The sequence below is a fragment of the Halorubrum ezzemoulense genome (assembly GCF_004126515.1).
Taxonomy (GTDB): domain Archaea; phylum Halobacteriota; class Halobacteria; order Halobacteriales; family Haloferacaceae; genus Halorubrum; species Halorubrum ezzemoulense.
In genome coordinates this window covers 2,324,228-2,350,254 of the sequence record NZ_CP034940.1, presented here as the reverse complement: position 1 = coordinate 2,350,254, position 26,027 = coordinate 2,324,228, and the positions used below count along the sequence as shown (strand labels likewise).

Here is a 26,027-nt window from a genome sequence, read left to right as displayed (position 1 = left end):
GTTCGCCGACGAAGCGCCGGTAGGAGCCGTCAGCTTCCGTCGCCGACGGATATAACCACGCAGGTCGCGTAGTTATAGTGACATTGACGCCCACACGAACTACAGCCGCGCTGCTGGCCGCGTTAACGGTGCTGTCCGTCGTCGGCGGCGGGTTCGCGGTCGGCGGCGCGGCGGCGGTACCGGACGCGCGGATCACCCTCACCGAGGTCGGCGTGTCTCCGGGCGCTCCGACCGTCGACGAGCGCGCGACCCTGAACGTCACGGTCTCGAACTCCGGCGGCAGCGACGCGGCGGCGAACCTCACGACGGTCCGCGTCCGGGACGCGGACGGCGACGTGCTCGACAGCGCCTCGGGCGTCGGGGCGCTCTCGGCGGGCGACTCGCTGGACGCGACGCTGTGGACGACGTTCAGGGAACCGGGCGAGAAGCGGCTCACCGTCGAGGTCGTCGCGAACCAGTCGACGAGCGGCGAGTTCGTGACTGTCAGCCGCGACGTCGTGTTCGAGGTGCGCCCGACCGAGGTCGCGCTCGACCTCCGCACCCGCGCGCTCGACCCCGAGGACCTCCGGAGCGACGACGAGAGCGAGAGCGCCACCGGCGACCTCGGCATCGGCGGCATCCAGGGCATCTTCGGCGGGGGCGGCGGGCTCGATACCGGCGACGGCGGTCAGGGCGAGGCGTCGCCGCCGGCCGTCGATTCGCCCGTCGAGGTGACCGTGGTCAACACCGGTACGACGGCCGCCGACCGGATCAGCCTCCGCGCCGTCGGGGCCGCGGTCGACGGTGACGGCGCGGAGACGGTCGACGTCGGCCCGTTCGTCGTCGAGGGCGTGGCGCCCGGCGAGGAGCGACGCGTGATCGTCGATCTCGGACCGCTCGACCGGCGCTCGGACGTGACGGTCACCGCCGCCTTCCGCGCCGACACGGACCGGCGGAACGATCGCGGCGCCGACCGGAGCGCGGAGTCGACGGTGACGTACCCCGTCCGCGAGGCGACGCCGACCGTGACCGACGCGACCGTGCGCGAGACCGCTGACGGTGTCGTCGTCGACGCCAACCTCGGCAACGCGGGGAGCGGCGAGATGACCGGTGCGGTCGTCTCGGTCGGCGACGCGCCCGGCGTCGCGCCGACCCCCGCGGGCGGCGAGTACTTCGTCGGGACGCTCGGCGCCAGCGACTTCGTCGGCTTCGACGTGACGACCGCGGCGAACGTCACGGTCGCCGAGGAGATCCCGATCCGCGTCACGTACACCGAGCGCGGCGTGCGGTACACGGAGACGTTCTCGGTGGCCGCGCCGGAGCCGGCTACCGACGATCGCGACGGCGGCGGCACCCTCGGCCGACTCGGCGCCGGCGGGCTGGGGACCGTGGGGACGGTCGCGAGCGGCCTCGCGCTCGTCGGCCTCGCCGGGGCGGTCGGCGTCGCGGTCAGGACCGGACGAATCGGGGGACCGACCGGGCGACGACGCGACGGGTCGGCGCCGTGAGCCGGAACCGCACGACCGACGAGGCGGAGGATCTTGCGGCCGGTCGGGCGACGAACGGCGCTGCGGCCGACTGGGAGACGAGCGGCGACAGCAATCTCGCTGACGACGACTACGCCGTCGCGCTCCGCGGGGTCGTCAAGCGGTATCCGAGCGGGGGCGGCGAGCCGGTGGTCGCGCTCGACGACGTCGACTTCGCGGCCCGGCCCGGCGAGTTCGTCGCGGTAGTCGGGCCGAGCGGCTCCGGCAAGTCGACGCTGCTGAACGTCCTCGGGCTCCTTGACGACCCCACTTCCGGCCGACGGCTGCTCGGCGACACCGACGTGACGAGCCTCTCCGTCGCGGAGCGAACGCGGGCGCGCAAGGAGTCGATCGGGTTCGTGTTCCAGGACTTCCACCTGCTGCCGACGCTCACCGCCGTCGAGAACGTCGCGATGCCGACGGCGTTCGACCCCGGCGACGCGAGCGACCGGGCCGCGAACCTGCTCGCGCGGTTCGGGCTCGGCGACCGGCTCGACCACGAACCGAACGAGCTCTCCGGCGGGCAGAAACAGCGCGTCGCGATCGCCCGGTCGCTGATAAACGAGCCCGCGGTCCTGCTCGCGGACGAGCCGACGGGGAACCTCGACACCGACACCGGCGAGGCGATCCTCGCCGAGTTCGAGCGCGTCAAGGCCGAGGGGGTCGCCGTCATCGCCGTCACGCACGATCCGCTCGTCGAGGAGTACGCCGACCGCGTCGTCGACCTCACCGACGGCGTGCTGACCGGCGGCTTGCCCGGCGAGTCCGATCCGCACACCGACGCGGACCGGCGCGGCGGCCGCGACGCCGGCCGGACCGCTCCGGGACCGCAGATGGGCGGTGACCGCGGATGAGCGGTGACCGCGGATGAGCGGGGACCACGGATGAGCGCCGACGACCGCGCACCGGGGGGCGCCGCCGGCTGGCTCCGCGGCTGGCGCCCCGCGGTGTCGATGGCGTCGCGGAACCTCCGACGAAACCGGGTCCGGACCGTGCTGGCGGTCCTCGGGGTCTGTATCGGGGTCCTCGCGGTCGCGGCGCTCGGCATCTTCGGGAACGTGCTGGCGCTGGGCGCGGACGACGCCATCGGCGATATCGGCACGCAGGTCGTCGTGTCGCCGAACACCGACGCCGGCGTGGAGTCGCTGTCCGACGCGGACATCGCCTCGATCCGCCGGGCGGTCGGCGAGCCCGCAGTGATCCCGCTGTACTCCGACAGCGCCACGGTCGCGCGGCAGGGCGACCAGACGTTCGCGACGGTGTACGGGGTCGAAGAGCCCGCGCTGGCGTACGAGGCAGCCGAGGGGCGACTCCCCGAGCGGCACCGACAGGGCGCGATCCTCGGCGCGGGGATCGCCGAGGACCTCGGCGCCGGCGCGGGCGACACCGTCGAGATCGCCGGCTCGCAGGTCCGCGTCATCGCGGTGTTGGTCGAGAGCCAGACGTTCAGCCCGGTCGCGCCCGACGACGCGGTGTACCTCCCCGAGTCGGCGTTCTCGGCCGACGGCTACGCGCAGGCGCTCGTCGTCTCCGACACCGGCGCCGAGGCGCGGGCGGCCGCGGACGCCATCCGCGAGGCGGTGAACGCCCGCGAGGACCGGGTGGAGCTGTTCGAGCTGGCCGCCCTCGTCGACGAGATCAACGAGTTCTTCGGCCTCCTCTCGACGTTCCTGCTCGGGCTCGGCGCGATCTCCCTCGTCGTCGCCGGGGTCTCGATCCTCAACGTGATGCTGATGAGTACCGTCGAGCGCCGGCAGGAGATCGGGGTGATGCGCGCGGTCGGCGTCGCCCGCCGCGACGTGTTGCGCGTCCTGCTCGCGGAGGCCGGGCTGATCGGCGCGGCCGGCGCCGCGGCCGGCACCCTGCTCACCGTCCTGCTCGTCGCGGGCCTGGTCCTCGCGACGCCCGCCGTCGACACGGCGCTCGTGCTCGACCGTACGAACGCCTACTACCTCCTCTTGGCGCTCGGCTTCGGCGTCGGCGTGGGGCTCGTCAGCGGCGCGTACCCCGCGTGGAAGGCGGCCAACGAGCGGCCCGTCGAGGCGCTTCGGAGCTGACGCGGTCGCCGACATCCACAGCCGAGCGTCCGCGGGACCCCTCGCGACGGTCCGACCGGATCTACTCCAGTCGGCGGTCGCGGAACGCGCGGATCACGTCCTGACGCGCGATGATTCCGATGATACGGCCGTCGTCGTCGACGACGGGCACGCGGTTGATATCGGGGTCGTCGCCGACAAGCAGGTCCAGCACGTCGTCGACGCTCACGTCCGGCGTCACGGTCGCCACGTCCGCGCTCATCACCTCGGAGACGGGTCGGTCCGCGTTGCGGAGCATGTCGACGCCCAGATCGAGGTCGGCCCACGGGCGCTTCACCTGATACGAGAGGGTGTCCACGAACGGAGGGAGTCCGACGGGGATCCACAGCGTCTCGTCCTCCGGCTCGAACAGGTCGACGAGGTCGGACTCGGTGACGATCCCGACCACCCGCTCGTCCTCGTCGACGACCGGGAACCCGCTGAACTCGTACCGAGCGAACCGCTTGAACGCGTCGGCGACGTCGTCGTCCGGCGAGACCGTCTTCACGTCCGGCTCCATCAGGTCGCGGGCGGTCAGTGTCATACCGGAGCGTCACGGCGGGAGGCCGTAGGCGTTTCGCCCCGACAACGCGACGGGACCGCGAGCTCCGCGGACGCGTCCGGAGACGCGCCGTGGGGGGTCGCGTCTCGACGTAACGGACTTACGGACCCGGAACGCAGTCGTCAACATGTACCGGAAGGGACACGTCGGGGCCTCGCTCGTCGTCTACGCCCCGTTCGGGTTTCTCGTCACCGCCCTCCTCTCGATAGAGGCCGGCCTCGTCGGCGCCGCCGGCGCCGCCTCGACGGCGATGGTCCCCGACCTCGACATGCGAGTTCCCGTCGTCAGGCATCGGGGGATCACGCACACCGTCTGGTTCGCGCTGCTCGTCGGAGTCGTCCTCGGGGGCGTCGGGCTGGCGGTCGGGCTTCAGCGCGGACTCGCCGAGGCGCTGCTGTTCGGCGCCGCCGCGTTCCTGTTCGCCGCCGTGACGATCGTCTCGCACATCCTCGCGGACGCGCTCACACCGACGGGCATCCGACCGTACGCGCCCGTGCGAGACACCGAGTATTCGCTCGACCTGTTCACCGCGGCGAATCCCTTCGCGAACTACGGACTGTTGGGACTGGGCGGCGTCGTCGTCGCGGTCGCGCTCGTCGCCGGCGAGGCGGTTCCGGTGTAGCACTCGATCCGGCGGCGACGGCGGACGGATCGGCGGGGCCGGCGCTCGCCGACCGGTCGGTCGTAGAAATGGCCGGGGTGGGCTCCGAACCCACGATCTCCGCATGTCCCAGGTCCGAGGCTCGGCGGAGCCACGGGAAGGACGCGGACGCTTCCAAGGCGTCACCGCACCGAATCTCCGAACCCTATGAGTGCGGCGCTATGTCCAGCTAAGCCACCCGGCCTCACCTTCTCGTACCGCGATGAGACCCTTTAACCTTCCCATCCGTCGGAGGGTTGTGAACCGATCGCAGATCGCCGCGGCCGGTCGCCTTCGGGAGGATCGCTTCGGGGCTGTCACTTTCGGGAGGATCGCTTCGGGGGCTGTCACTTTCGGGAGGATCGCTTCGGGGGCTGTCGCTTTCGGGAGGATCGCTTCGGGGGCTGTCGCTTTCGGGGGCGATCGCTCCCGCCTCGGGCCGGCGGCGCGGACGGCGCGTCGGGAGCGCGGTGAACGCGGTGACTGGGCTCGATCGACCCCGAGCCAGCGGATTTATGCCGGGCGCGGCGTATCTCCGGCGTATGAGCCTTCCCGACCTGCTCGCGGGGACCGTCGGCGACGAGGACGTCGTCGCCGAGGTGCCGTTGGGCGGCGACGATCGACTCGCGGTCACGCCCACCCGGACCCTCGTCTACCGCGGCGACGGACTCCTGTCCGACGAGTCCGTCGACGAGTACGGCCACGACGTCGAGCGAATCGAGGTCTCGACGGGACGCCGCAAGGCGAAGATCACCCTCGGGTACGGCCTCGACGGCGACGAGACGCTCTCGGTACCGACCAAGCGCGTCGACGATGTCCTCCACCCGATCCTCGCGGGCGTCCTCTCCGCGAGCGGCGTCACCGGGCCCGGCGAGACGGTCGTGCGCACCTTCCGCTTCTCGGAGCTCACCCTGATCGTCACCAGCGAGCGACTGGTCAAACACGTCGGCTCGGCGGTCTGGGACCCCGAGTTCGAGGAGTTCGGCTACGACGACCTCACCGGGCTCGACTTCGAGGAGGGGACCGTCGCCACCGCGGTCGTCCTCGTCCACGACGGCCGCTCGGAGCGGTTCAAGGCCCCGAACGAGTCCGCCCGGGCAGTCCGGGAGACGCTCGCCGACGCGGTGTGCTCGTTCCACGGCGTCGACAGCTTAGAGGAGTTCCGCGTTGCCGCCGCTGAGGCCGAGGAGGCGGCGTCCGACGCCGAACAGACCGGCACGACCGACTTCGGCGAGGGACCGGACCCGCTGTCGGCTTCCCCGGCCGCCGACGCCGAGGCGGACGCCGACGCGGCGCCCGGCGCCGAGGCGGAGCCAGACTCCGGCGGGCTCGGAACGGAACCGAAGGGCGCGGGCGGACGCGACTCCGCCGGGGGGTCGGAGTCGCTCGCCGGGGGCGACGGGCCCGGAGCGACGACCGAGAGCGCGGAGTCGGCGTCGGTCGGATCGCCGGAACCGAGCGGCGGCAGCGACCCGCTCGACGACCCGCTCGCCGCGGACGCCGCCGTCGACGACGCGGCCGAGGACCCTCTCGCGGGAGACGCGGGCGCGACGGATTCGACGGACTCCCCCGCCGGCGACGCGCCCGAAGCCCCGGCGGAAGGCGCCGAGCGAGGGGCCGGAGGCGAGCCCGCGGCGGCGGTCGGCGAGGAAGCGGTCGCGGCGGACGGCGAGACCGACGGCGTCGTCCCGGACGACGACGCGTTCGACGGCTCGCCGTTCGAGAGCGCCGGCGTCGAGGACGCGGACCTCGCGAGCGAGGTCGCCGCGCTGCGGCGCACGGTCGAGGCGCAGTCCGAGCGCCTGGACCGGCAATCGACGCTCATCGAACAGCTGATCGAAGAGCTCCGACGCGGCCGGTGACCGGGAGCAGGGCAGTCGCGGCCTCCTTCCCCGCAGCGGTCGTGCCGATTCTCTCCGCTGAGACTCGCGTCGGATCCGTTAACCGAGCGGCGGCGAACGTCAGACCGTGATAGGCGGACTGGGAACGCGGATCGGCGCGGTGTTGAGCGACGTATCGAGCACGGAGGGGCGGCTGGCGGCCACCGCGGCCATCGCCCTCGCGACGCTCGGCGTCGGCTGGCTGCTGCTGCCGCGGGCGGTCCGCGCCGGCGAGCAGACCGTCACCGACTGGGTCGGGCGGCTCCTCGACGAGCGGCTGTCGGAGTCGACGGAGGGCGCGGTGGAGACGCTGCGGGAGGGGATCCCCGCGTCGTTCCTCCTGCGGCTCGCGGTCGGACTCCTACAGCTCGCGCTGTTCGCGCTCGCGGGCGTCGCCGTGCTGACGCTGTGGGGCCGGTTCGCACTCGTGGTCGCGGTGCTGCCGCTCGTGGAGAACGCCGCCCGGGTCGGCGGGCAGGTAATCGCCTCGGCGCTGCTGCTCGGCGGTGCGTACGTCGTCAGCGACGTGGTGGAGACGTACGTCGGCGAGCTGTCGGCGGACAGCGACCGGATCACCGCCCACCAGGAACAGCTGCTCACCCGGCTCGCACAGGTCGGCCTGCTCGTGCTCGCGCTGATAACCGTCCTTGGCATCTGGGGCGTGAACCTCGGCGGCCTCCTCGTCGGGGCTGGGTTCCTCGGGATCGTCCTCGGGATGGCGGCCCGGCAGACGCTGGGCTCGCTCATCGCCGGCTTCGTGTTGATGTTCGCCCGCCCCTTCGAGATCGGCGACTGGGTGGCGATCGGCGACGAGGAGGGGTTCGTCACCGACATCACGATCATGAACACCCACATGCGCAACTTCGACGGGGAGTACGTCGTGGTGCCAAACGACCTCGTCGCCAATCAGGCGATCACCAACCGAAGCCGGGAGGGGCGCCTCCGGATCCACATGGAGGTCGGGATCGGCTACGACGACGACCCGGACGAGGCCAGCGAGATCGCCGAGGATGTCTTAGAGAACATCGGCGTCATCGCGAACAACCCCCAGCCGTACGCGATCCCGTCCGGATTCGGCGACTCGGCGATCCTGCTCGACCTCCGGTTCTGGATCGACCCGCCGACCCCGCAGGCGCGGTGGCGCTCGAAGGCGCTCGCCGTCGAGCGGATCCAAGAGCGGTTCGCGGACGCCGGCATCTCGATCCCCTACCCGCAGCGGACCGTCTCGTACCCGCCGGAGAAGGCGGCGGCTGACGACACGGTCGAACGCGTCGAACAGACCGACGAAAACGGCGACGGGCGGTCGCGAGACCGACCGGCCTGACGCGCCGCCGCGGCGGCGCTCTCGCTACCCGTCTGGCCCCTTCTGCTACCCGCCGGACCCTCCCGCTACCGGTCGGACGGACCGGTGTAGCCGCTCGGCAGCTCCGACCCGCGGCCGGTGAACAGCCGCTCGAACCGCTCGATCTTGTCCAACACGTAACTGAGCGCCGCGGTGAGCGAGTCCGCGCCGATCGAGAGCAGGTGGCGCGCCCCCTTCGTGCGGTCGGCGTGGTAGAAGCTGACCTCGCCCTCCGGGTCGGTGTTCCGCTCCGGCATCACCACGAGGTCCTGTCTCGTGGGGCCGTGACGGAAGACGAGCACGTCCGTGAGCGAGTCCGCGCCGTAGGTGACCACGTCGTGGAGGACGCTCCACTTCGGCGGCGTCTCCTCGGCGAGCGCGTCCGCGTCGACGACGTTCCGCATCGTCGTCGCCGCCGAGACGCTCTCCAAGCTCGACGCGCGTCGCTTCCGAAGCCACGCGAGCAGTCGCTCGACGAGGTCGCGGAAGCCGTCCGGCCCCGAGAACCGGCCGGCCGACCGCTCCGCGGGCAGCGACCCCCGCGTCACTTCGGTCCGCTCTCCCATGCGAGTATCCCCGGTCCCATCGCGTTAATAGATATCGGTCGGTACTGTCGATCGCCTCGCCGCGGGGCGACCGGCCTCGCGGCTCAGCGGTCCCGACCGAACCCGGCCGCGACCGTCTCCTCGTCGACCGAGAGGACGGTCGGCCGGCCGTGCGGACAGGCGTACGGGCGGTCGCACTCGCCGAGACGGTCGAGCAGCCCCCGGAGGTCGTCGTGAGCGAGGTCCGAGAACTCGCCGCGCTTCAGCGACGGGTGACACGCCAGGTCCGCGAGGAGGTCGTCGCGCGCGTCTCGCGCCGTCCCCGGGTCCGCCCCGACGAGCGCGGCGAGCACGTCGCGGAAGGCGTCGGCGTCGGCGGTCCGGCCGAACGGCGCCGGGACAGTCCGGAGGCGACGCGTGCCGCCGCCGAACGCCTCGGTCTCGAAGCCGAGCGCGGCGAGGTCGTCTGTGTGCGCCCTCGCGGCCGCCGCCTCGTCGGTCGACAGCGAGACGGTCGCGGGCGGGTCGAGCGGGGCCGTCGGCACCGGCTCGCCGTCGAACGCGCGGGCCAGCCGCTCGTAGTTCACCCGCTCGTGGGCCGCGTGGCCGTCGATCACGAGGAGCTCGTCGCCGGCCTCGACGAGGACGTACAGGTCGCGGAACGTGCCTATCGGCACGGCGTCGGCGAACGCGCCGGGCCGCGAGCCGTCGTCCGCGCCGACCGGATCGAGGGCGCCGTCGAGGTCGGTGGCGACGTCCGCGGCCCGCCGGAGGTCCGCGCCGGTGAGCGCGTCCTCGACGACCGACGCGACCGCGTCGGCGACCGCGTCGGCGTCGCGGAGCCCCACCTCCCGCTTCGCCGGGTGGACGTTCGGGTCGACCCGAGCGGGCGGCAGCGACACGTCGACCGCGGCCACCGGCTCGCGGCCGTCGGGGAGGAGCCGCCCGTAGCCGTCGCGGACCGCGGCCGCGAGCCGGTCGTTCCGGACCGGGCGGCCGTTCACCGAGACGCGGACGTGATCGCGGGAGGACCGGGTGATCGACGGGTACGCCAGCGTGGCCGAGACCTCGACGCCGACGGCGTCCGCGTCACCCCCCCTGCCGGGCGGCGCGTCGACGCTCGCGGCCACCGTCGTCGACCGGCTCGCGGTGTCGCGGTCGTACACGCCGAGCAGCGCGTCCGTGCGGTCGGTCCCCGGCGTCGACAGCGTCGTCGACCCGTCGTGGTCGAGCGTGAACGCCACCGACGGGTTCGCCAGCGCGTAGTCGGCGACGAGCGAGGAGATCCGCGCGAACTCCGCGTTCGCCCCCGCGAGTGACTCCCGACGCGCCGGCCGGGTCGCGAACAGGTCCCCGACGAGGACCGTCGTCCCGCGGGCGCGGCCCGCGGGTTCGACGCTGACGCCGTTGGTCGAGTCGGACGCGCTCGACCGGTTCCCCCGGTCGGCGGTCCCGTCGACGACGACGCGGGTGCCGACCCCGTCGCCGGAGCTCGTGACGACCTCCAGCCGGGCGGCCTCGGCGATCGCCGCGAGCGCCTCGCCGCGGAACCCCAGCGACGGGACGCCCACCGGGTCGCCGTCGGGCGCCAGCTTGCTCGTCGCGTGGCGCTCGACGGCCCGGGCCGCGTCCGCGCGGGCCATGCCCCGACCGTCGTCCGCGACGCGGATCCGGTCGGTGCCGTCGCCGTCGACCGCGACGTCGATCCGCGAGGCGCCCGCGTCGAGCGCGTTGTCGACGAGTTCGCCGACGACCCGGGCGGGTCGAGTGACGACCTCGCCGGCCGCGATCCGGTCGACGGTCGCCGGGTCAAGCCGACGGACGCGACTCTCGCTCTTGGACCGATCACCGGTACCCGACCGGCCGCGCTCGCCGTCTCGCTCACCCGTCATCGTCGACTCGCGACTGGAGGTCGTGGAGGGCGTTCAGCGCCTCGATCGGCGTCATCCGCGCGAGGTCGAGGTCGCGAAGCTCCGCGGCGAGGCCGGGGGGCGCGCCGGCGGCAGGCCTGTCGTCGTCGCCGCCCGTCGGCTCCGCCCGCTCGCTTTCGGGCGGGGTGTCCGCCTCGGACCCGGATCGGCTGCCGTCCTCCGACGCCTCCTCCGCGAGGAACTCGCGCAGCGACGCGTCGCCGTCCCGGTCTCCCTCTGCCTCGCCCTCGCCCGACCGGTCCGCCGGGTCGACCGCGTCCTCGCGTCCGGCTCCGCTCGCCGCCCGCCACCGGTCCGCCTCCTCCGCGGCGACGAGGTCGCGGGCGCGGTCGACGACCGCCCCCGGGACCCCGGCGAGCTCCGCCACCTCGACGCCGTACGACGACGACGAGGCGCCCGGCACGACCCGGTGGAGGAAGGTAACGTCGCCGTCTTCCCGGGTGGCGGTGAAGTGGAGGTTGAAGACGCGCTCTCGCTCGTCGGCGAGGTCGGTGAGCCCGTGGTAGTGCGTCGCGAAGAGCGCGGTCGCGCCCAGCTCGTCGTGGAGGAACTCGGCGGCCGCGCGGGCGATGGCGCGCCCGTCGGTCGTGGCCGTGCCCCGGCCGACCTCGTCGAGGAGGACGAGCGAGCCGGGGCCGGCGTCGTGGAGGATCTCCGTCAGCTCGCTCATCTCTCGCATGAACGTCGACTGGCCGCCCGCGATGTCGTCGGAGGCCCCGACGCGGGTGAACACCCGGTCGAAGACGGGGAGCGTGGCGGCCTGCGCTGGAACGAACGACCCCGTCTGCGCGAGCACGACGGCGAGCGCGACCGACCGCATGTACGTCGATTTCCCGCTCATGTTCGGCCCGGTGATCACGGCGACCGAGCCGCGCGGGAGGTCCGCGTCGTTCGGGACGAACGCGTCCTCGGTCCGCTCGACGACCGGGTGTCTGCCGCCCTCGATCTCGACGCCCGCGGTGGCCGCCCCGTCCGCGTCGGGGGACTCGTCGACGCCCTCCCGCAGTTCGGGCCGGACGTAGTCGTGTTCGACCGCGACCGCGGCGAGCGACGCCAGCGCGTCGAGTTCGGCGAGCGCGTCGGCGAGGGCCTGGATCCGCTCGGTCTCGGCCGCGACGCGCTCGCGGACGTCGACGAACAGCTCGTACTCCAGCGCGTCCGCGCGCTCTGCGGCCCCGACGATCTCCTCTTCGCGCTCCTTCAGCTCCGGCGTGACGTAGCGCTCGCTGTTCTTCAGCGTCTGCCGACGCCGGTAGTCGTCGGGGACGCGGTCGAGGTTCGCGTCCGTCACCTCGATGTAGTAGCCGTGGACCTGGTTGTGGCCGACGGACAGCGAGTCGATCCCGGTGCGTTCGCGCTCGCTCGCCTCCAGATCCGCGACCCACTCGCGGCCCTCGCGCTCGGTGGCGCGCAGGTCGTCGAGGTCGCCGTCGAACCCCTCGCGGATCACCCCGCCCTCGGTGATCTCCTGTGGCGGATCGGTCGCGATCGCGTCGTCGATCAGCCCGCGGACCCCGGCCAGCTCGTCGAGCCGGTCACCGAGGTCGCGGAGGTGCTCGGTTCGGGGGAGGGCGGGGTCGTCGGTGGTGGGGCGTTCCTCTCCCTCCGCGCCCGCCAGCGTCGCCTTCAGGTCGGGGACGACGGCGAGCGTCCGGTGGAGCGAGCGCAGGTCGCGGGCGTCGGCCCGCCCCCGCGAGACGCGGCTCACCAGCCGTTCGAGGTCGTAGGCGGTCGCGAGCGCGTCGGCGACCCCCTCGCGAGCGAGGCTCCGGTCGGCGAGTTCGCCGACCGCGTCGTGGCGGCTCCGGATCGCGTCCGCGTCGACGAGCGGGCGCCGGAGCCAGCGCTCCAGACACCGTCGCCCGAGCGCGCAGTTCGTCTCGTCGAGCGCGTCGAACAGCGTGTCGCTCGCGCCAAGCCCCCGGTTCTCGAACAGCTCCAGGCTGCGCTGGGCCGCCGCGTCGAGCCGGAGCCGGTCGCGGGGGTCGTACCGCCGGACCCGAGTCACGTACGAGAGCGGGCCGTCGTCGCCCTGCGTGTACTCGGCGTACGCGAGCACCGCGCCGGCCGCCCGCAGCTCCGCGTCCGCGTCGAAGCGCCGCTCGGGCGCGGGGAGGTACGGCTCCAGCCGCTCGGTCGCAGTCCGGCGGTCGAAGGCGCCGGCGTCGTAGTCGTGCGTCGTCCACCCGCGTTCCGCGTCGCTCGGCTCGAAGGCCGGCGCGTCCGGCCCCGCGATGAGTTCGGCCGGGGCGATCCGGTCGAGTTCGCCCGCGACCGCGTCCGGACCGCCGGACGTGACGAGGCACTCGCCGGTCGAGACGTCGACCGCGGCGAGCCCGACGGTCGTCTCGGCGGAGTCGTCGTCTTCGGCCGCCACCGCCGCGACGTAGTTCGTCGTCCCCGACTCGAGGAGGTCGTCCTCGACGACGGTCCCGGGCGTGATCACCTCGGTGACGGCGCGGTCGACGAGCCCCGACGCCTGCGCAGCGTCCTCGACCTGGTCGCCGAGCGCGACGCGGTAGCCCGCGTCGAGTAGCGACTCGAGGTAGGGGGCCGCGTTGTCGATCGGGATCCCGGCCATCGGGTAGTCGCCGGTAGAGTCGGACCGCTCGGTCAGCGTCACCTCGCAGACGCGGGCCACGGTCTCGGCCGCCTCGCAGAACGCCTCGTAGAAGTCGCCGACCTGAAACAGGACGAGGGCGTCCCCGTGGGCGGCACAAAGGTCGGCGTACTGCGAGAGCATCGGCGTGAGATCCTCGCGGGCGGCGGCGATCCCGGGCGGTAGCCCCGTCACCGTCTCCCTGTCCGCCGGTTCCATACGCCGTACCCGGGCGGCCGCGGTGATAAACGGTGCGGAGGCGAGGAGCGGCAAGCGAGTGGGGCCGCGAGGGAGCGAGCGGAGGCGGCGGGCGACGCGAACGCCGCCCCCGACGTGACCCCCGCCTCGCCGGACGGCCGCCGTCGGGACTCTTACGGTCCTCCGTCCCCCAGTACGTCCGTGACGAACCGAACGATCGTCGTGGTGCTCGCCGGGGCGTTCGTCGGCATGACGGCGCTGCTCGTGATCGCGGGGATCGTCCTCCACCCGATCGCGTTAGCGCTCGCGCTGCCGTTCGGCGCCGTCTCGTACTTCCTCTGGTACCACGCCAGCGGACGCCTCGACGACCAGGCCCGGCGGTCCGCCGAGCGGGCGGGACCGACTGAGCGCGAGCGCGCGAGACAGCGCGCCCGCGCCGAGGCCAACCGAGAGCGCGCGTACCGCGCCGCCGGGACCGACGGCGGTCGGAGCGCGCGCGGCCGACGGGCCGGCGCTCGCGGTCCCGGCGGAGCCGGGGGTGGGGACCCCAGTGACCGCGCGCCCGCGGCCGACCGGATGAGCGAACGGGAGGCGTACGAGACCCTCGGCCTCGACCGCACGGCCGACGGCGAGACGGTTCGCCGGCGGTACCGAGAGCGCGCGAAGCGGCTCCACCCGGACGGCGAGGACGGCGACGAGGAGGACTTCAAGCAGCTCAACGAGGCATACGAAGTGCTGAAGGAGTGACCGCCGGCCGAGCGCCTCACGCCGCGTCGAGCGCGGCGGCGACCGCCCGCTCCGCGTCGTCGCGGTCGGACCGCGTGTTGACGTTGGTGAACGTGCGGTCGGTCGTCAGCGAGCGGATCGCCGCGTCGTCGACGACGACCTCGTCCAGCCGGTCCACCAGCGCCAGCACCTTCCGGTCGCCGCGACCGAGCGCGCGGTCGCAGGCGACCGCGGCCGGCTCCGTCGCGTAGACCGCCTGCGTCGTCTGGTACCACCGCCCGTCGAGCCGTGGGACCGCGGCCTCCGCGCCCGCGGCCGCCTCGCGGAGGTGGGCGAGGAAGCCCGGGTCGACGAACGGCATGTCGCAGGCGACGACGACGGCGTAGGGGTCGGTTGCCGCCCGGCAGGCGTTCCGGATCCCCGCCAGCGGGCCGGGGTCCGGCGCCTCGTCGAGCGCCCAGCGGACGGACAGCGGGACCGCGGCCAGCGCGTCGGCGATCGCCTCGCGCTGGCCCGGGCGGCAGTTGACGACGAGTTCGTCGACGACTGGGTCGCCGCCGCTCGCGCGGTCGGCGCCGGGCGGGACCGGGTCGTCGGTCCCCGCGAGCCGGTCCGCGACCCGACGGATCATGGGGGTCCCGGCGATCGGCGCCACCGCCTTGTCCGCGTCGCCGAAGCGCGTTGAGCGGCCGCCGGCGAGGATGGCTCCGGTCGTCACGCTCGCGGCGTAGACGGCGGGGAGACTTCGCGGTTGCGGTGGCGACGCGCGAGCGCGGAGCGCGGCCGCGACGGACCGCGCTTCCGATCGCGACTGAACGGCGCGCTCGCCCGTCCATCCGCCCGAAAGCGACCCGTTAAGTGGCCGGCGACCCAAGCTATATTCATGCCAGAGGCCACGGATCTGGAGGAGCTGAAGCGGGGGACCGAGCTGGTCAAGCGCGGCTTCGCGCAGATGCAGAAGGGCGGCGTGATCATGGACGTCGTCAACCGCGAGCAGGCCCGCATCGCGGAGGACGCCGGCGCGGTCGCCGTGATGGTCCTCGAACACGTCCCGGCCGACATCCGGAAGCGCGGCGGCGTCGCCCGGATGCCCGACCCCGAGCGCGTCCCCGAGATCATCGACGAGGTGTCGATCCCGGTGATGGGGAAATCGCGGATCGGCCACCGCAAGGAGGCGGAGATCCTAGAGGCGCTCGGGATCGACATGATCGACGAGTCCGAGGTGCTCACGCCCGCCGACGACGAGTACCACACCGACAAGCGCGACTTCACGTCCCCGTTCGTCTGCGGGGCCCGGAACCTGCCGGAGGCGCTCCGCCGCATCAACGAGGGCGCGGCGATGATCCGGACGAAGGGCGAGGCCGGCACGGGCGACGTGAACCAGGCCGTCAAACACCAGCGCACGATCAAAAACCAGATCCGGACGCTCACCGGCCTCAACCACGAGGAGCGCGAGAAGTGGGCCCGCGAACACGGCGCACCGCGCGATCTGGTCCACGAGACCGCCGAGGCCGAGCGGCTCCCGGTCGTCAACTTCGCCGCCGGCGGCATCGCGACGCCGGCCGACGCCGCGCTGATGATGTACCACGGCTGCGACGGCATCTTCGTCGGCTCCGGCGTCTTCGGCGCGGAGGACCCCGAGGCGATGGGCACCTCCATCGTCGAGGCCGTCAACAACTGGGACGACCCCGAGGAGCTCGCCCGGATCGCGAGCGGCAGCGGCAAGGGGATGAAGGGTCAGTCCAACGAGGACATGGCCGAAGAAGAGCAGCTCCAGGGCCGCGGCGTTTAAATACGCGGTCTCGGGCCGCGCGACGATCTGTGATAACTGAGCCCGTGTGGCGGGCGTAGCGACGAGCGACCGTCAGACCGCGAACCCCGCCTGCGACCGTTCCGACGTTGATAGCGACACGCGGCGACCGCTCGACTGCGCCGAACGTCTCGTCGCTCTCGCCGCCGGACTCGCCGCCTCGGCGATCGCACGCTCGTCGGTCTCGAACTGATCGGGCCGGGGGTCGCGAACGGACAGCCTCTTCCCGGTCGACCGTCAGGAACGGACGGACATGCTGATCGCCGGAACCGTCGTGGCCGACTCCGAGACCGTCATCCCCGAGGGCGCCGTCGTCGTCGAGGGGAACACGATCGCCGCGGTCGGCGACGAGAGCATCCTGCGGGACCGATATCCCGACCACGAGCGGCGCGCGTTCGACGTCGTCGCGCCCGGCCTCGTCGGCGGCCACGTCCACTCCGTCCAGTCGCTGGGGCGGGGGATCGCGGACGACGCCGCCCTCCTCGACTGGCTGTTCGACGCGGTGTTGCCGATGGAGGCCGCGATGGACGCCGAGGCCACCCGCGCGGCCGCCGAACTCGGCTACTTGGAGTGTCTCGAGTCGGGCACGACGACCGTCGTCGACCACCTCTCGGTGAACCACGCGAACGAGGCGTTCGAGGCCGCGATCGAGACCGGGATCCGCGCGCGGCTCGGAAAGGTCCTGATGGACCGCGACTCGCCGGACGGCCTCTTGGAGGAGACCGACGCCGCGCTCGCGGAGAGCGAGGCGCTCATCCGGGAGTACCACGGGGCCGCAGGCGGGCGCGTCCGGTACGCGGTCACCCCGCGGTTCGCCGTCACCTGTACGGAGGCCTGCCTGCGCGGCTGCCGCGAGTTGGCCGACCGGTACGACGGCGTGACGATCCACACCCACGCCAGCGAGAACGAGGACGAGATCGAGACGGTCGAGGCCGACACCGGAAAGCGGAACATCCTCTGGCTCGACGAGGTCGGGCTGACTGGGCCGGACGTGACGCTCGCCCACTGCGTCCACACCGACGAGCGCGAGCGCGAGGTGCTCGCCGAGACCGACACGGTCGTCACCCACTGCCCCTCCTCGAACATGAAGCTCGCCTCGGGGATCGCCCCGGTTCAGGACTACCTCGACCGCGGGATGACGGTCGCGCTCGGCAACGACGGCCCGCCGTGTAACAACACGCTCGACCCCTTCACCGAGATGCGACAGGCGAGCCTCCTCGGCAAGGTCAACGCCCGCGACCCCACGAGGCTCCCCGCGTCGACCGTGCTGGAGATGGCGACCGAACACGGCGCCCGCGCCGCCGGCTTCGACCGCCTCGGCGCGCTGCGCGAGGGACACCGCGCCGACGTGATCGGGATCACGACCGATCTGACGCGCGCGACGCCGCTCCACGACCCCCTCTCGCACCTCGTGTACGCGGCCCACGGCGACGACGTGACCTTCACCATGGTCGACGGGGAGGTCCGGTACGCGAACGGCGAGCACGTCGGGGTCGACGCGGCGACGGTCCGCCAGCGCGCGACGCGACACGCGGAGCGTGTGGTCGAGCAGGCCGGCATCGACACGGCCAAACCGTAGGTCCGCCGGCGAGAGCGGGCCGCTCACCGAAAACCACCGCGATACCCGCTAAAATCGGCTTTATCGGCGCAAATCCGACCGGAGTATCTCTCGTTTATACCCGTCCGCGGCCCATCCGTCGAATCACCATGACGGACCGATCGCGGACGGCAGACGACGACGGATCGCAGCCGACAGACGACGACCGACCGGCCGACGCGGCCACCGGCGGCCTCGGCCGACGCGAGTTCGTCGCCGTCGGCGCCGGCGCGAGCGCGACGCTCCTCGCCGGCTGTACCGGCGGCGAATCGCCCCCGTCGTCTGGCGGCTCGGACGGCTCGGACGGCTCGGAACCGCTAACCGGCACTTTCCGGCTCCTCATCAGCGACGCCCCGGCCGACATCGACGACTTCGACCGGCTGGACGTGACCCTCGACCGAGCCCGCGTGTTCGAGGCTGGTGACGGCGAGGACGAGGACGACGAAGCCGGAGATGAAAACGAGGACGACGCCGGCGAGAACGTCACCGACACCGACGGTGACGACGGGTCCCCCAACGGAACGGCGGATGACGAGGACGAGGGGGACGACGTGGCAGGAGACGAGAGCGGAGACGACGAGGAAGACACCGAAGGAGACGACGACGAGGAAGACGACGCGGACGAGGGCGAGGACCGCGGCTTCAGGGTCGTCGACCTCGACGGCGCGACGGTCGACCTCACGCAGGTGATCGACGAGGACGCGATCGCCGTCTTCGACGGCGAGTTCCCGGCCGGGGACTACGAGAAGATCGAACTGGCGGTCTCCGCTATCGAGGGGATCGTCGACGGCGGCGAGGTCGACGTGAAGCTCCCGAGCGAGAAGCTCCAGATCACGAACGAGTTCGAGGTCACCGCCGACGAGCCGGTCAGCTTCGTCTTCGATATCAACGTCGTCAAGCGCGGCAAGAACAACGGCTACATCCTCAAACCCGTGATCTCGGGCAGCGGGGTCGCGGGCCGTGACGTCGAGGTCAACGAGATCGACGAAGACGAGGACGGCGACGGCGACATCGAAGAGTCAGAGGCGGACGAAGACGGTGAGGAGGGCGGCGGCGAGGAGAGCGACGACGGGGAGACGACCGACGACTCCGGTGACGGCGACGCCACCAGTGGTAACGAGACGGACGACGCGGAGAACGGGACCGAGACCGGAAGCTAACTACGAGGAGGTCCCGACCGACGATGCGGTCGCGGACGGGCTCCTCGCCCACTGCATCGCGGCGTCGTCGTCGTTGAACGCCTCGGTGTCGACGCCCTCGACGTCGATGGTCCGCTTGAGGTACCGCCGCTTCGAGCGCTGCCCGACGACGGCGAAGCGGTCGACGCCGCGGGCGACCGCTATCTGCGCCGACTCGCGGAGCGCGCGCCGGCCGGCGTCCGAACACGGCCTGCTCGTCCGCACGACGATCACGATCGCGTCGACATCGTCGGGGTCGGTCGCGCTCCGCCAGCGGTCGAGCAGCGCCTCGCCGTCTGCGGGGCTCAGCCCAGTCCCGTGTGGGAACTCGACGACGAGGATATCCTCCTCGACCCGCAGCAGCCAGCGCTCGCTCGGTTCCATGGCACCCGATATCACGTTCCCGATAATAAATCCGCGCTCCCGAATATCACGAGTGGTATTTTCGCGGCCGAATCGGGACGCGACCGCGTTGTTACCCGCGAGCGAGCCGAAGCGACGAGAAACCCCGACGCCGCCTCGCGTTTTCGCTCCGGATATTCGGCGGCCGCGACGGCCGCCTCGACGCGGCCGCGCCGCTGTCGTTCCGCTTCAGTCACGCGACCGCGGGGTCAGCGCGGACCGTCGCCGGACGCGGCGGTCGACGCTTTGCCGGCCGCGTCGACGACCGCGGCCGCGAGCGACTCGAACGACGCCGCGTCGGGAACGACGTCGATGTCGACGCCGCGGTCGGCCGCAGTCTCGGCCGTCGGCGGGCCGATGGCGCCGACGACCGCGTCCCCCAGTCCGGCGCGCGCCGCCTCCTCGACCCCGCGGTCGGCGGCCGCCGCGAGGAAGTGGTCGACCGTGAGCGAGGAGGTGAACGCCGCCGCGTCGAGGTCGCCCGCGGCGGCCAGCTCCGCGGAGTCGCCCGCGGCGGCCGGCCGGGCGAGCCGATACAGGACGGTCTCGGTCACCTCGGCGCCGGCCTCGCGGAGCCCGTCGAGGAGGACGTCGCTGCCGTGATCGGAGCGGGCGACCGTCACGCGCTCGCCCGCGACCCGCGGTTCGAGCGCCGCGACGAGGCCCGCGGAGGTGTACTCTTCCGGGACGACGGCGACCGTCCACCCGGCGTCGCGGGCGGCCGCGGCGGTCGTCGGGCCGATGGCAGCGAGGTCGGCGTCCCCCGGCTCCCAGCCCGCCTCGGCGGCCAGTTCGACGCCGGTCTTGCTCGTGAACACGACGAGCGGCGCGGCGGCGGGGACGGCGCCCGTCGGCTCGACTTCGAGCATCGGGTCGGCGACCGGCTCCGCGCCGAGCGACCGGAGCAGCTCGACGGCCGCCTCGATCCGCTCGTCGTCCGGCCGGAAGACGGCCACGCGCGGGCGGCCACCCTCGTCTTCGCTCACGTCTCGTCACCTCCGACCGACCCGTCGTCGTCTCCCTCCGTCGCCGACCGGACCGGTGCGGAGCCGGCGTTCTCGAGGAAGGTCACGACGCGGTCGCGGGTCGCGGCAACGTCGCCGATCACGGTGATCGCTGGCGGCTCGATCCCCGCCTCGTCGCGGGCGTCGACGATCGTGTCGAGCGTGCCGGTCGCGACGCGCATGTCGGGCCACGTCGCGCGCTCGACGAGCGCGACGGGCGTGTCGCCGCCGAGGCCGGCGTCGCGGAGCTCGGCCGTGTACGCCGGCAGCTTCCCGACGCCCATCAGCACGACGATGGTGCCGCCGGTCGCCGCCAGCGCCTCCCAGTCGATGGCGGACTCGTCTTTCGTCGGGTCCTCGTGGCCCGTGACGAAGGAGACGGAGGAGGCGTGGTCGCGGTGGGTCACGGGGATCCCGGCCACGGAGGGCCCCGCGATGGCCGAGGTGACGCCGGGGACGACCTCGAAGGGGATCCCGACCTCGGCGAGGTGTTCGGCCTCCTCGCCGCCGCGGCCGAAGACGAACGGGTCGCCGCCCTTCAGCCGGACGACGCGGTTCCCCTCGCGGGCCAGCTCGACCATACGCCGGTTGGTGTACTCCTGCGGCGTCCACTCGCCGCCGGCGCGTTTCCCCACGTCCTCGCGCTTCGCCTCGGGGATCTCGCCGAGGATCTCCGGGCCCGGGAGCTTGTCGTGAAGGACCACGTCGGCCGACTCGATCAGTCGCTTCGCTTTCACCGTGAGCAGGTCCGGGTCGCCCGGGCCGGACCCGACGAGGAAGACGGTGCCGACGCCGTCGTCGCGCCGACGCGTCGGGGGTTCGTCCGCGTTCGCTCCGGAGCCCGCGCCGGCGCCGTCGTCACTCATCGGCGTCGGCCTCCTCGCGGGCCTCGGCTATCAGCTCGTCCGCCCCGCGGTCCGCGAGGTCGGCGGCAAACTCGGCGGCGGCCGTCGCGTGTGACCGGATCGGGAGGTCGCGGGTGTCGGCCACCTCCTCGGTGCCGTCGGTCGACAGCACCCGCGCTCTGACGTGGACGTGCTCGCCCTGAACCATCGCGGAGACGCCGATCGGCGCGACGCAGCCCCCGTTGAGCTCGCCGAGGATCGTCCGCTCGACGGTGACCGCGACGCGGGTCCGCGGGTGGTCGACCGCCTTACGGACCGCCTCGATCACGTCGGGGTCGCTCGCGGTGACGGCGATGGCCCCCTGCCCCGCCGCAGGGACGTACTCCTCTCGCGGGAGCCGTGTCGTCTCCACCTCGTAGAAGAGGTTCGAGCGGCGTAGGCCGGCCTCCGCGAGGACGACGGCGTCGTACTCGGTCTCGATCTTCCGCTCCATCGCGTCGCGTTCGAGGTCGGACAGCGAGTCGAACCACTCCTCGACGGTCTCGTCGAACTCCTCGTCGACCTCGTCGCCGTCGGTATCCTCGTCGTCCGTGTCGTCAGCGTTCTCGTCGCCGCCCTCGTCGGCCTCCGCCGTCAGGGCATTCTCCTCGCCCGACGCGATCAGGCGCCGCTCGTGTTCGGCCTGGAGGCCGGGCGCGAGCAGCTTCTCCAGCCGCGTGTCGACGTTGCCCCGGATCGGCTCGACGGTGAGGTCGGGGCGGGCCGCCCGGATCTGCGCCCCGCGGCGGAGCGAGCCGGTGCCGACGACGGCGCCCGCGGGGAGGTCCTCGATCCCGAGTCCCTCCGGCTGGACGACCACGTCGCCGGAGGGCGCCCGCTCGGGGACGCCGGCGACGACGAGCTCCGCCATCTCCTCGGTGGGGAGGTCCTTCAGCGAGTGGACCGCGAGGTCGGCGTCGCCGGCGAGCACCTCTTCGTCCAGGGCGCGCACGAACGCGCCTGTCTTCCCGAGGCGGTGGATCAGTTCGTCGGGGATCTGGTCGCCGCGCGTCTCCACCTGCCGGAGTTCGACGTCGCGGCGCCGGCTCGACAGCGCTTCGCGGACGGTCTCGGCCTGCCGGAGGGCCAGGTCCGACCCGCGGGTCGCGAGCCTGAGCGTTTCGGTCATACCCGGACCGAGGTCCCCCGCGTTCAAAAGCGCACCAGTTCGGCCGCCTCGGCGACCGAGACGGCTCGGTCCCCATTTGCGCGGCGCGGCTCAGGCGGACACCGAGGCAACTCCCGCCACCGTCACGGGCCCTTTATCCGTCGCGCCCCAAGCCGGAGGCGAGATGGCACGCGCGAGCGCCGGGGCGCGGCTCCACTTCGGCTTCTGTAACCTCAGCCTCTCGCACGAGCGCCTGTACGGCGCGCTCGGCGTCGGGCTCGACAGCCCCCGCGTCGTCGTCGACGCGGAACCGGCCCCGGCGGTGCGCGTGGCGGTCGAGCAAGCGGCGGGGAAGCCGTCGGAGTCGGGCGATTTGTCGCCGAGCGTGCGCGACGACGTCCGCGGCTACGCGACCGCGGCGGTCGATCTGCTCGGGGTCGACGGCGCCCGCGTTACGGTCCGCGAGTCGCTCCCCCGTCACGCCGGACTCGGCAGCGGGACGCAACTGGCGGCGGCGACGCTTGCGGCGGTCGCGGCCGCGTACGACCTGCCCGCCAGAGTGCGCGAGCGCGCCCCGGCGCTCGGCCGCGGCGGGCGCTCCGGCGTCGGCGTCGCGACGTTCGAGGACGGGGGGTTCGTCCTCGACGCCGGCCACCCCACCGCGCGCTTCACCACCGACCGCCCCGCGAACGGCGAGTGGACCGTGCCGCCGGTGGCCGCGCGCCACGCCGTCCCGGACGACTGGCGCTTCCTGCTCGTCGCGCCCGACGCGGCCGCCGGTCGGAACGGCGCGGCGGAGGACGACGCGATGCGGACCGCGGTCGAGCGCGCGGAGCCGGGGCTCGCCGACCGCATCGCCGGCATCGTCACCCGACGCGCCCTCCCCGCGGTCGCGTCGGGGAACGCGGAGGCGTTCGGCGCCGCTGTCGCCGAGATCGGCCGGCTCAACGGGGCGTGGTACGCCGACGAGCAGGGCGGGGTGTACCGGCCGCCCGTGGGGGAGGTCGTCGACTCCCTGTCGGGGGCCGCGTCGGTGTTCGGCGCCGGGCAGTCCTCGTGGGGGCCGACCGTCTACGGCGTCACCGACGCGGCCCGCGCGGACGCGGCGCGCGACGCCGGCCGGCGCGCCCTCGACGCGGCCGGCGTCGGCGGCGAGGTGTCGGTCGTCCGGGCGACCGACGAGGGGGCACGAGTCGACGAGAGCGCGGGCGAGTGAGTGGGACGGGCTGGGAGGGGTAACACTAAGCCCCGCGGCGACGGGGCGTAAGCCATGTCCAGTGTTCCGTTCGGGATCGCGCGCCTCGACTCGATTTTCGGGGGCGGCGCACCCGCCGGGAGCGTCGTGCTGCTCGCGGGCGAGGCGGGCGCCGGCGCCAGAGAGTTCGCGTACACGAGCGCCGCGATGAACGCCTTGGCGCGCACCGACGAGGAGCTGTTCGACCTGTACTACGGCGACATCGACGCCGACGCCGCGCTCCCCGACTCGGTCCACTACATCTCCTTCACCGCCGACACCGACGCGATCACCCGGGAGATGGCGTACACGATGGCCGACGAGATCGTCGACACGGCCGTCGACGAGATCGCCTTCCGCGACCTCTCGCCGGAGTACTTCCAGCTGTCGCCGGTGCCGCGCGACTGGTACGAGACGGAGACGGCGTCGATCACGGAGCTCGGCGACCGCGGCGAGTACGAGGACGTCCTCACCGCGTTCGGCGACTACCTCTCGGAACACGGCCGGGGGAGCCTCGTCTGTATCGACTCCGTCACCGACCTCGTCTCGATGGTCTCCGACGACACCGACTGGAGCGACGTGGCGATGGTGATGAAGGGGCTGAAGAAGGCCGCCTACGAGTGGGACGCCCTGGTCCTCGTGTTGGTGAACACCGACGCGCTCCGCGACCGCGAGTTCGGCACCCTGATGGACGCCGCGGGCGGGACACTCCAGTTCTCGTGGGAGAGCGGCGGCTCGCAGCGCGCCCGAACCATGTTCGTCCGCGAGTTCCGCGGCGTCCTCTCGCGGCTGGAGGCCGAGAACATCGTCCGCTTCGAGACGGAGATCCACGAGGGCGGGTTCGACATCAGCGACGTTCGCAAGATCCGGTAGCGGGCGCAGTTCGACCCGACCCTCCGCCCGTCTCCCGATCGAGTGGCGCCCGCCGAGTATCGATCTGGAGAACGCCGCGACAGGTTACTTAAGCCTCGCCGCTCAATGTCACGTAGATGACGGAGGACCCGCGATGAGCGACCTCGACCCGGCGACGGCCGCCCTCGACGCCGCCGCCGAGGACGCCGGCGTGAGCCGCGAGGAGCTCCTCAAGCGCGCGCTCGTCGCGCTCGCGGAGTCCGAGGGGATCGATGTCCCCGACTCCGACGAGGTGGCGGCGATCGAAGCGCGCCTCGACGACCTCGACGAGGAGCTCGACGAGAAGGTTGCGGACCTCCGGGAGCGGTTCGTCGACCTCTACCGCGAGGTGGAGGCGCTCGACTCGGGCGAAGCCGCCGAGGACGCGCAATCGTCGGCCCCCGGGCTCGCCGACGCGGACGAGGCCGAATCGCGGGTCGACGACCTCGCCGACGAACTGGAGGAGGTCGCCGCCCGGCTCGACCGCCTCGACGCGGCCGCCGCCGACGCGCCGTCCTCGGATCGGGTCGACGACCTCGACGACCGGCTGGACGCCGTCGACGACCGACTGGACGCCGTCGACGCCCGGCTCGATGACCTGAATGCCGTCGGCGACCGCCTCGACGCCTTCGACGAGCGGCTCGGTGGGGCGGAAGACCGCTTCGACGCGGTCGAAGAGCGGGTCGACAGCGTCGACGACCGCCTCGACGGCGTCGAGTCGGACCTCGCGGGGATCTCCGCGGACGACCTGACCGAGATCGACGAGAAGCTCTCGCGGGTCGCGAACGCGGTCGTGAAGCTCAAGCGCCGGCTCGACGCGGCCGAGCGCGACCGCGCCGACCGAGAGCGCGTGGACGCCCTGACGCGGACGGCGAACCGCCACGGCGTGCGGACCGCGGACTGCGGCCACTGCGGCGGCGGCGTGGAACTGGGACTGTTGTCGGCGCCCGAGTGCCCCCACTGCGGCCGCCGGTTCGAGGACTTGGAGCCGAACGCCGGCTTCCTCGGGACCTCGAAGCTCCTCGTCGCGGATAAGCCTGCCATCGACGGCGACGTCGCGGACGGCGACGGGACGGACCGAACGGGAACCGCCGCGAGCGACGGCGGACCCGACGGAGAGTACCGATGAGCGACGACGACCGATCGGACGGCGACCGGTCTGACGGCGCCGACGACCGATCGGACGGCGACGGCGCACCGGAAGGCGACCCCTTCGGCGGCGGACTCTTCGACGACGAGCCGACCGACGAGGTCGACGAAGCGTTCGACGCGCCCGACAGAGACGAGGCCGACGAGGCCTTCGGCGCGCCTGACGGAGACGAGACCGACGATCCCTTCGCGGCGCTCGGCGGCGGGACCGAGGGAAGTGCGGGCCCCGTGACCGGGTCGGACGGCGACGCGACCGGCGGCGCGCCACGCGAGGACCCGGAGCCGCGCGCGCCGGCGGACGACCCGTTCGCCGATCTGGACACCGACGGCACGGCGGCCGACGAGGACCCGTTCGAGTCGATGGGGACCGGCGAAGTCGGCGAGGAGGACGTCTGGGAGGCGCTCGACGAGGAGGCGTCGGTCGGGACCGACGCGACGGCGTTCGACGACCTCGGCGCCGACGGGGAGGTGGGCGGCGCGGCGACGCGTTCGCCGGGCCCGACATCGGACGCCGGGAGGGCCGGCGACGAGCACGTCGTCGACAAGCGGAGCTACTGCCAGCGGTGCCCGCACTTCACGGCGCCGCCCGAGACGGCGTGTGCGCACGAGGGGACCGAGATCGTCGAGTCGGTCGACTTCTCTCAGTTCCGGGTCCGCAACTGCCCGATGATCGACGCGGACGACCCCGCCTTCGACGGCGAGTAACCGGAACCAGTTCCTTCGGGTCGCCTGCGTACTCCCGACCGATTTCTGAACACGTTCAAGCG

24 protein-coding genes and 1 tRNA gene are annotated in these 26,027 nt (G+C 73.0%); 15 read left to right on the top strand and 10 right to left on the bottom strand.

The window, feature by feature from the left end; genetic code table 11:
* Nucleotides 1-77: 77 nt before the first annotated feature.
* Genes EO776_RS11860 through EO776_RS11850 form a run of 3 tightly spaced genes read left to right on the top strand, consistent with a single transcriptional unit; the run spans nt 78 to nt 3,562 of the window.
* A complete protein-coding gene (locus EO776_RS11860) occupies nt 78-1,487 on the top strand; it encodes a CARDB domain-containing protein (RefSeq protein WP_186279030.1) in 1,410 nt (469 codons plus the stop codon).
* Nucleotides 1,484-2,359, top strand: coding sequence for an ABC transporter ATP-binding protein (locus tag EO776_RS11855; RefSeq protein WP_394346114.1), 876 nt, complete (start codon nt 1,484-1,486; stop codon nt 2,357-2,359). The genes EO776_RS11860 and EO776_RS11855 overlap by 4 nt, the downstream gene beginning before the upstream one ends.
* A 30-nt stretch (nt 2,360-2,389) precedes the next feature.
* Nucleotides 2,390-3,562 carry an ABC transporter permease gene (locus EO776_RS11850; RefSeq protein ID WP_086217015.1) on the top strand — a complete coding sequence of 391 codons (1,173 nt, stop codon included), beginning with the start codon at nt 2,390-2,392 and terminating at the stop codon, nt 3,560-3,562.
* Nucleotides 3,563-3,623: 61 nt separating this feature from the next.
* On the opposite strand, the gene EO776_RS11845 is transcribed toward EO776_RS11850, so the two are convergent.
* Entirely contained in the window at nt 3,624-4,124 is a 501-nt protein-coding gene (locus tag EO776_RS11845; protein ID WP_086217016.1) for a CBS domain-containing protein, read from the bottom strand.
* Nucleotides 4,125-4,269: 145 nt separating this feature from the next.
* Between EO776_RS11845 and EO776_RS11840 the strand changes: the two genes are divergently transcribed.
* Nucleotides 4,270-4,764 carry a metal-dependent hydrolase gene (locus EO776_RS11840; protein WP_129452431.1) on the top strand — a complete coding sequence of 165 codons (495 nt, stop codon included), beginning with the start codon at nt 4,270-4,272 and terminating at the stop codon, nt 4,762-4,764.
* A 69-nt stretch (nt 4,765-4,833) separates the two neighbouring features.
* Here EO776_RS11840 and EO776_RS19005 read toward each other — a convergent pair.
* Nucleotides 4,834-4,987 (bottom strand) — tRNA-Met (locus EO776_RS19005).
* 62 nt (nt 4,988-5,049) lie between these two features.
* Between EO776_RS19005 and EO776_RS19780 the strand changes: the two genes are divergently transcribed.
* The 3 genes from EO776_RS19780 (at nt 5,050) to EO776_RS11825 (ending at nt 7,986) form a co-directional block, all read left to right on the top strand.
* Nucleotides 5,050-5,256, top strand: a complete 207-nt coding sequence (locus tag EO776_RS19780) for a pentapeptide repeat-containing protein (RefSeq protein WP_394346131.1) — start codon at nt 5,050-5,052, stop codon at nt 5,254-5,256.
* 68 nt (nt 5,257-5,324) lie between these two features.
* Nucleotides 5,325-6,644 carry a DUF7115 domain-containing protein gene (locus tag EO776_RS11830; RefSeq protein WP_089308196.1) on the top strand — a complete coding sequence of 440 codons (1,320 nt, stop codon included), beginning with the start codon at nt 5,325-5,327 and terminating at the stop codon, nt 6,642-6,644.
* Between the two features lie 106 nt (nt 6,645-6,750).
* Complete coding sequence (locus EO776_RS11825) at nt 6,751-7,986, top strand: mechanosensitive ion channel family protein (protein WP_176450677.1); 1,236 nt, start codon at nt 6,751-6,753, stop codon at nt 7,984-7,986.
* Nucleotides 7,987-8,051: 65 nt separating this feature from the next.
* Here EO776_RS11825 and EO776_RS11820 read toward each other — a convergent pair whose 3' ends face one another.
* The 3 genes from EO776_RS11820 to mutS all read right to left on the bottom strand — a co-directional run bounded on the left by EO776_RS11820 (nt 8,052) and on the right by mutS (nt 13,298).
* A complete protein-coding gene (locus EO776_RS11820) occupies nt 8,052-8,570 on the bottom strand; it encodes a hypothetical protein (protein ID WP_049930633.1) in 519 nt (172 codons plus the stop codon).
* Between the two features lie 83 nt (nt 8,571-8,653).
* Nucleotides 8,654-10,441 carry a DNA mismatch repair endonuclease MutL gene (mutL, locus tag EO776_RS11815; protein ID WP_129452430.1) on the bottom strand — a complete coding sequence of 596 codons (1,788 nt, stop codon included), beginning with the start codon at nt 10,439-10,441 and terminating at the stop codon, nt 8,654-8,656.
* A complete protein-coding gene (gene mutS, locus EO776_RS11810; protein WP_129452429.1) occupies nt 10,431-13,298 on the bottom strand; it encodes a DNA mismatch repair protein MutS in 2,868 nt (955 codons plus the stop codon). The genes mutL and mutS overlap by 11 nt, the downstream gene beginning before the upstream one ends.
* Nucleotides 13,299-13,478: 180 nt before the next feature.
* Between mutS and EO776_RS11805 the strand changes: the two genes are divergently transcribed.
* Nucleotides 13,479-14,024 (top strand): DnaJ domain-containing protein, encoded by a 546-nt coding sequence (locus EO776_RS11805; protein ID WP_049930639.1) that lies wholly within the window; start codon nt 13,479-13,481, stop codon nt 14,022-14,024.
* 16 nt (nt 14,025-14,040) lie between these two features.
* On the opposite strand, the gene mobA is transcribed toward EO776_RS11805, so the two are convergent.
* A complete protein-coding gene (gene mobA / locus EO776_RS11800; RefSeq protein WP_089308192.1) occupies nt 14,041-14,721 on the bottom strand; it encodes a molybdenum cofactor guanylyltransferase in 681 nt (226 codons plus the stop codon).
* 165 nt (nt 14,722-14,886) lie between these two features.
* Here mobA and pdxS point away from each other — a divergent pair, with 165 nt between their 5' ends.
* From pdxS to EO776_RS11785, 3 genes are all read left to right on the top strand, one after another.
* Nucleotides 14,887-15,795 (top strand): pyridoxal 5'-phosphate synthase lyase subunit PdxS, encoded by a 909-nt coding sequence (gene pdxS / locus EO776_RS11795; RefSeq protein WP_049930642.1) that lies wholly within the window; start codon nt 14,887-14,889, stop codon nt 15,793-15,795.
* A 271-nt stretch (nt 15,796-16,066) separates the two neighbouring features.
* Nucleotides 16,067-17,392, top strand: a complete 1,326-nt coding sequence (locus tag EO776_RS11790) for a 5'-deoxyadenosine deaminase (RefSeq protein WP_129452428.1) — start codon at nt 16,067-16,069, stop codon at nt 17,390-17,392.
* 128 nt (nt 17,393-17,520) lie between these two features.
* A complete protein-coding gene (locus EO776_RS11785; RefSeq protein ID WP_129452427.1) occupies nt 17,521-18,570 on the top strand; it encodes a DUF4382 domain-containing protein in 1,050 nt (349 codons plus the stop codon).
* On the opposite strand, the gene EO776_RS11780 is transcribed toward EO776_RS11785, so the two are convergent.
* The 4 genes from EO776_RS11780 to hemC all read right to left on the bottom strand — a co-directional run bounded on the left by EO776_RS11780 (nt 18,571) and on the right by hemC (nt 22,007).
* Nucleotides 18,571-18,972 (bottom strand): hypothetical protein, encoded by a 402-nt coding sequence (locus tag EO776_RS11780; RefSeq protein WP_049930647.1) that lies wholly within the window; start codon nt 18,970-18,972, stop codon nt 18,571-18,573.
* Nucleotides 18,973-19,199: 227 nt separating this feature from the next.
* Complete coding sequence (locus EO776_RS11775; protein WP_094582919.1) at nt 19,200-19,976, bottom strand: uroporphyrinogen-III synthase; 777 nt, start codon at nt 19,974-19,976, stop codon at nt 19,200-19,202.
* Entirely contained in the window at nt 19,973-20,860 is an 888-nt protein-coding gene (cobA, locus tag EO776_RS11770) for a uroporphyrinogen-III C-methyltransferase (RefSeq protein WP_129452426.1), read from the bottom strand. Before cobA ends, EO776_RS11775 begins: the two co-directional genes overlap by 4 nt.
* Nucleotides 20,853-22,007 (bottom strand): hydroxymethylbilane synthase, encoded by a 1,155-nt coding sequence (hemC, locus tag EO776_RS11765; RefSeq protein ID WP_129452425.1) that lies wholly within the window; start codon nt 22,005-22,007, stop codon nt 20,853-20,855. The genes cobA and hemC overlap by 8 nt, the downstream gene beginning before the upstream one ends.
* Before the next feature lie 163 nt (nt 22,008-22,170).
* Between hemC and EO776_RS11760 the strand changes: the two genes are divergently transcribed.
* From EO776_RS11760 to EO776_RS11745, 4 genes are all read left to right on the top strand, one after another.
* Nucleotides 22,171-23,202, top strand: coding sequence for a beta-ribofuranosylaminobenzene 5'-phosphate synthase family protein (locus EO776_RS11760; RefSeq protein ID WP_129452424.1), 1,032 nt, complete (start codon nt 22,171-22,173; stop codon nt 23,200-23,202).
* Nucleotides 23,203-23,256: 54 nt separating this feature from the next.
* Nucleotides 23,257-24,093 (top strand): RAD55 family ATPase, encoded by an 837-nt coding sequence (locus tag EO776_RS11755; RefSeq protein WP_049930655.1) that lies wholly within the window; start codon nt 23,257-23,259, stop codon nt 24,091-24,093.
* A gap of 133 nt (nt 24,094-24,226) precedes the next feature.
* A complete protein-coding gene (locus EO776_RS11750; RefSeq protein WP_089308188.1) occupies nt 24,227-25,240 on the top strand; it encodes a hypothetical protein in 1,014 nt (337 codons plus the stop codon).
* Nucleotides 25,237-25,965 carry a hypothetical protein gene (locus EO776_RS11745; protein WP_129452423.1) on the top strand — a complete coding sequence of 243 codons (729 nt, stop codon included), beginning with the start codon at nt 25,237-25,239 and terminating at the stop codon, nt 25,963-25,965. The genes EO776_RS11750 and EO776_RS11745 overlap by 4 nt, the downstream gene beginning before the upstream one ends.
* The last annotated feature ends 62 nt before the right edge of the window (nt 25,966-26,027 follow it).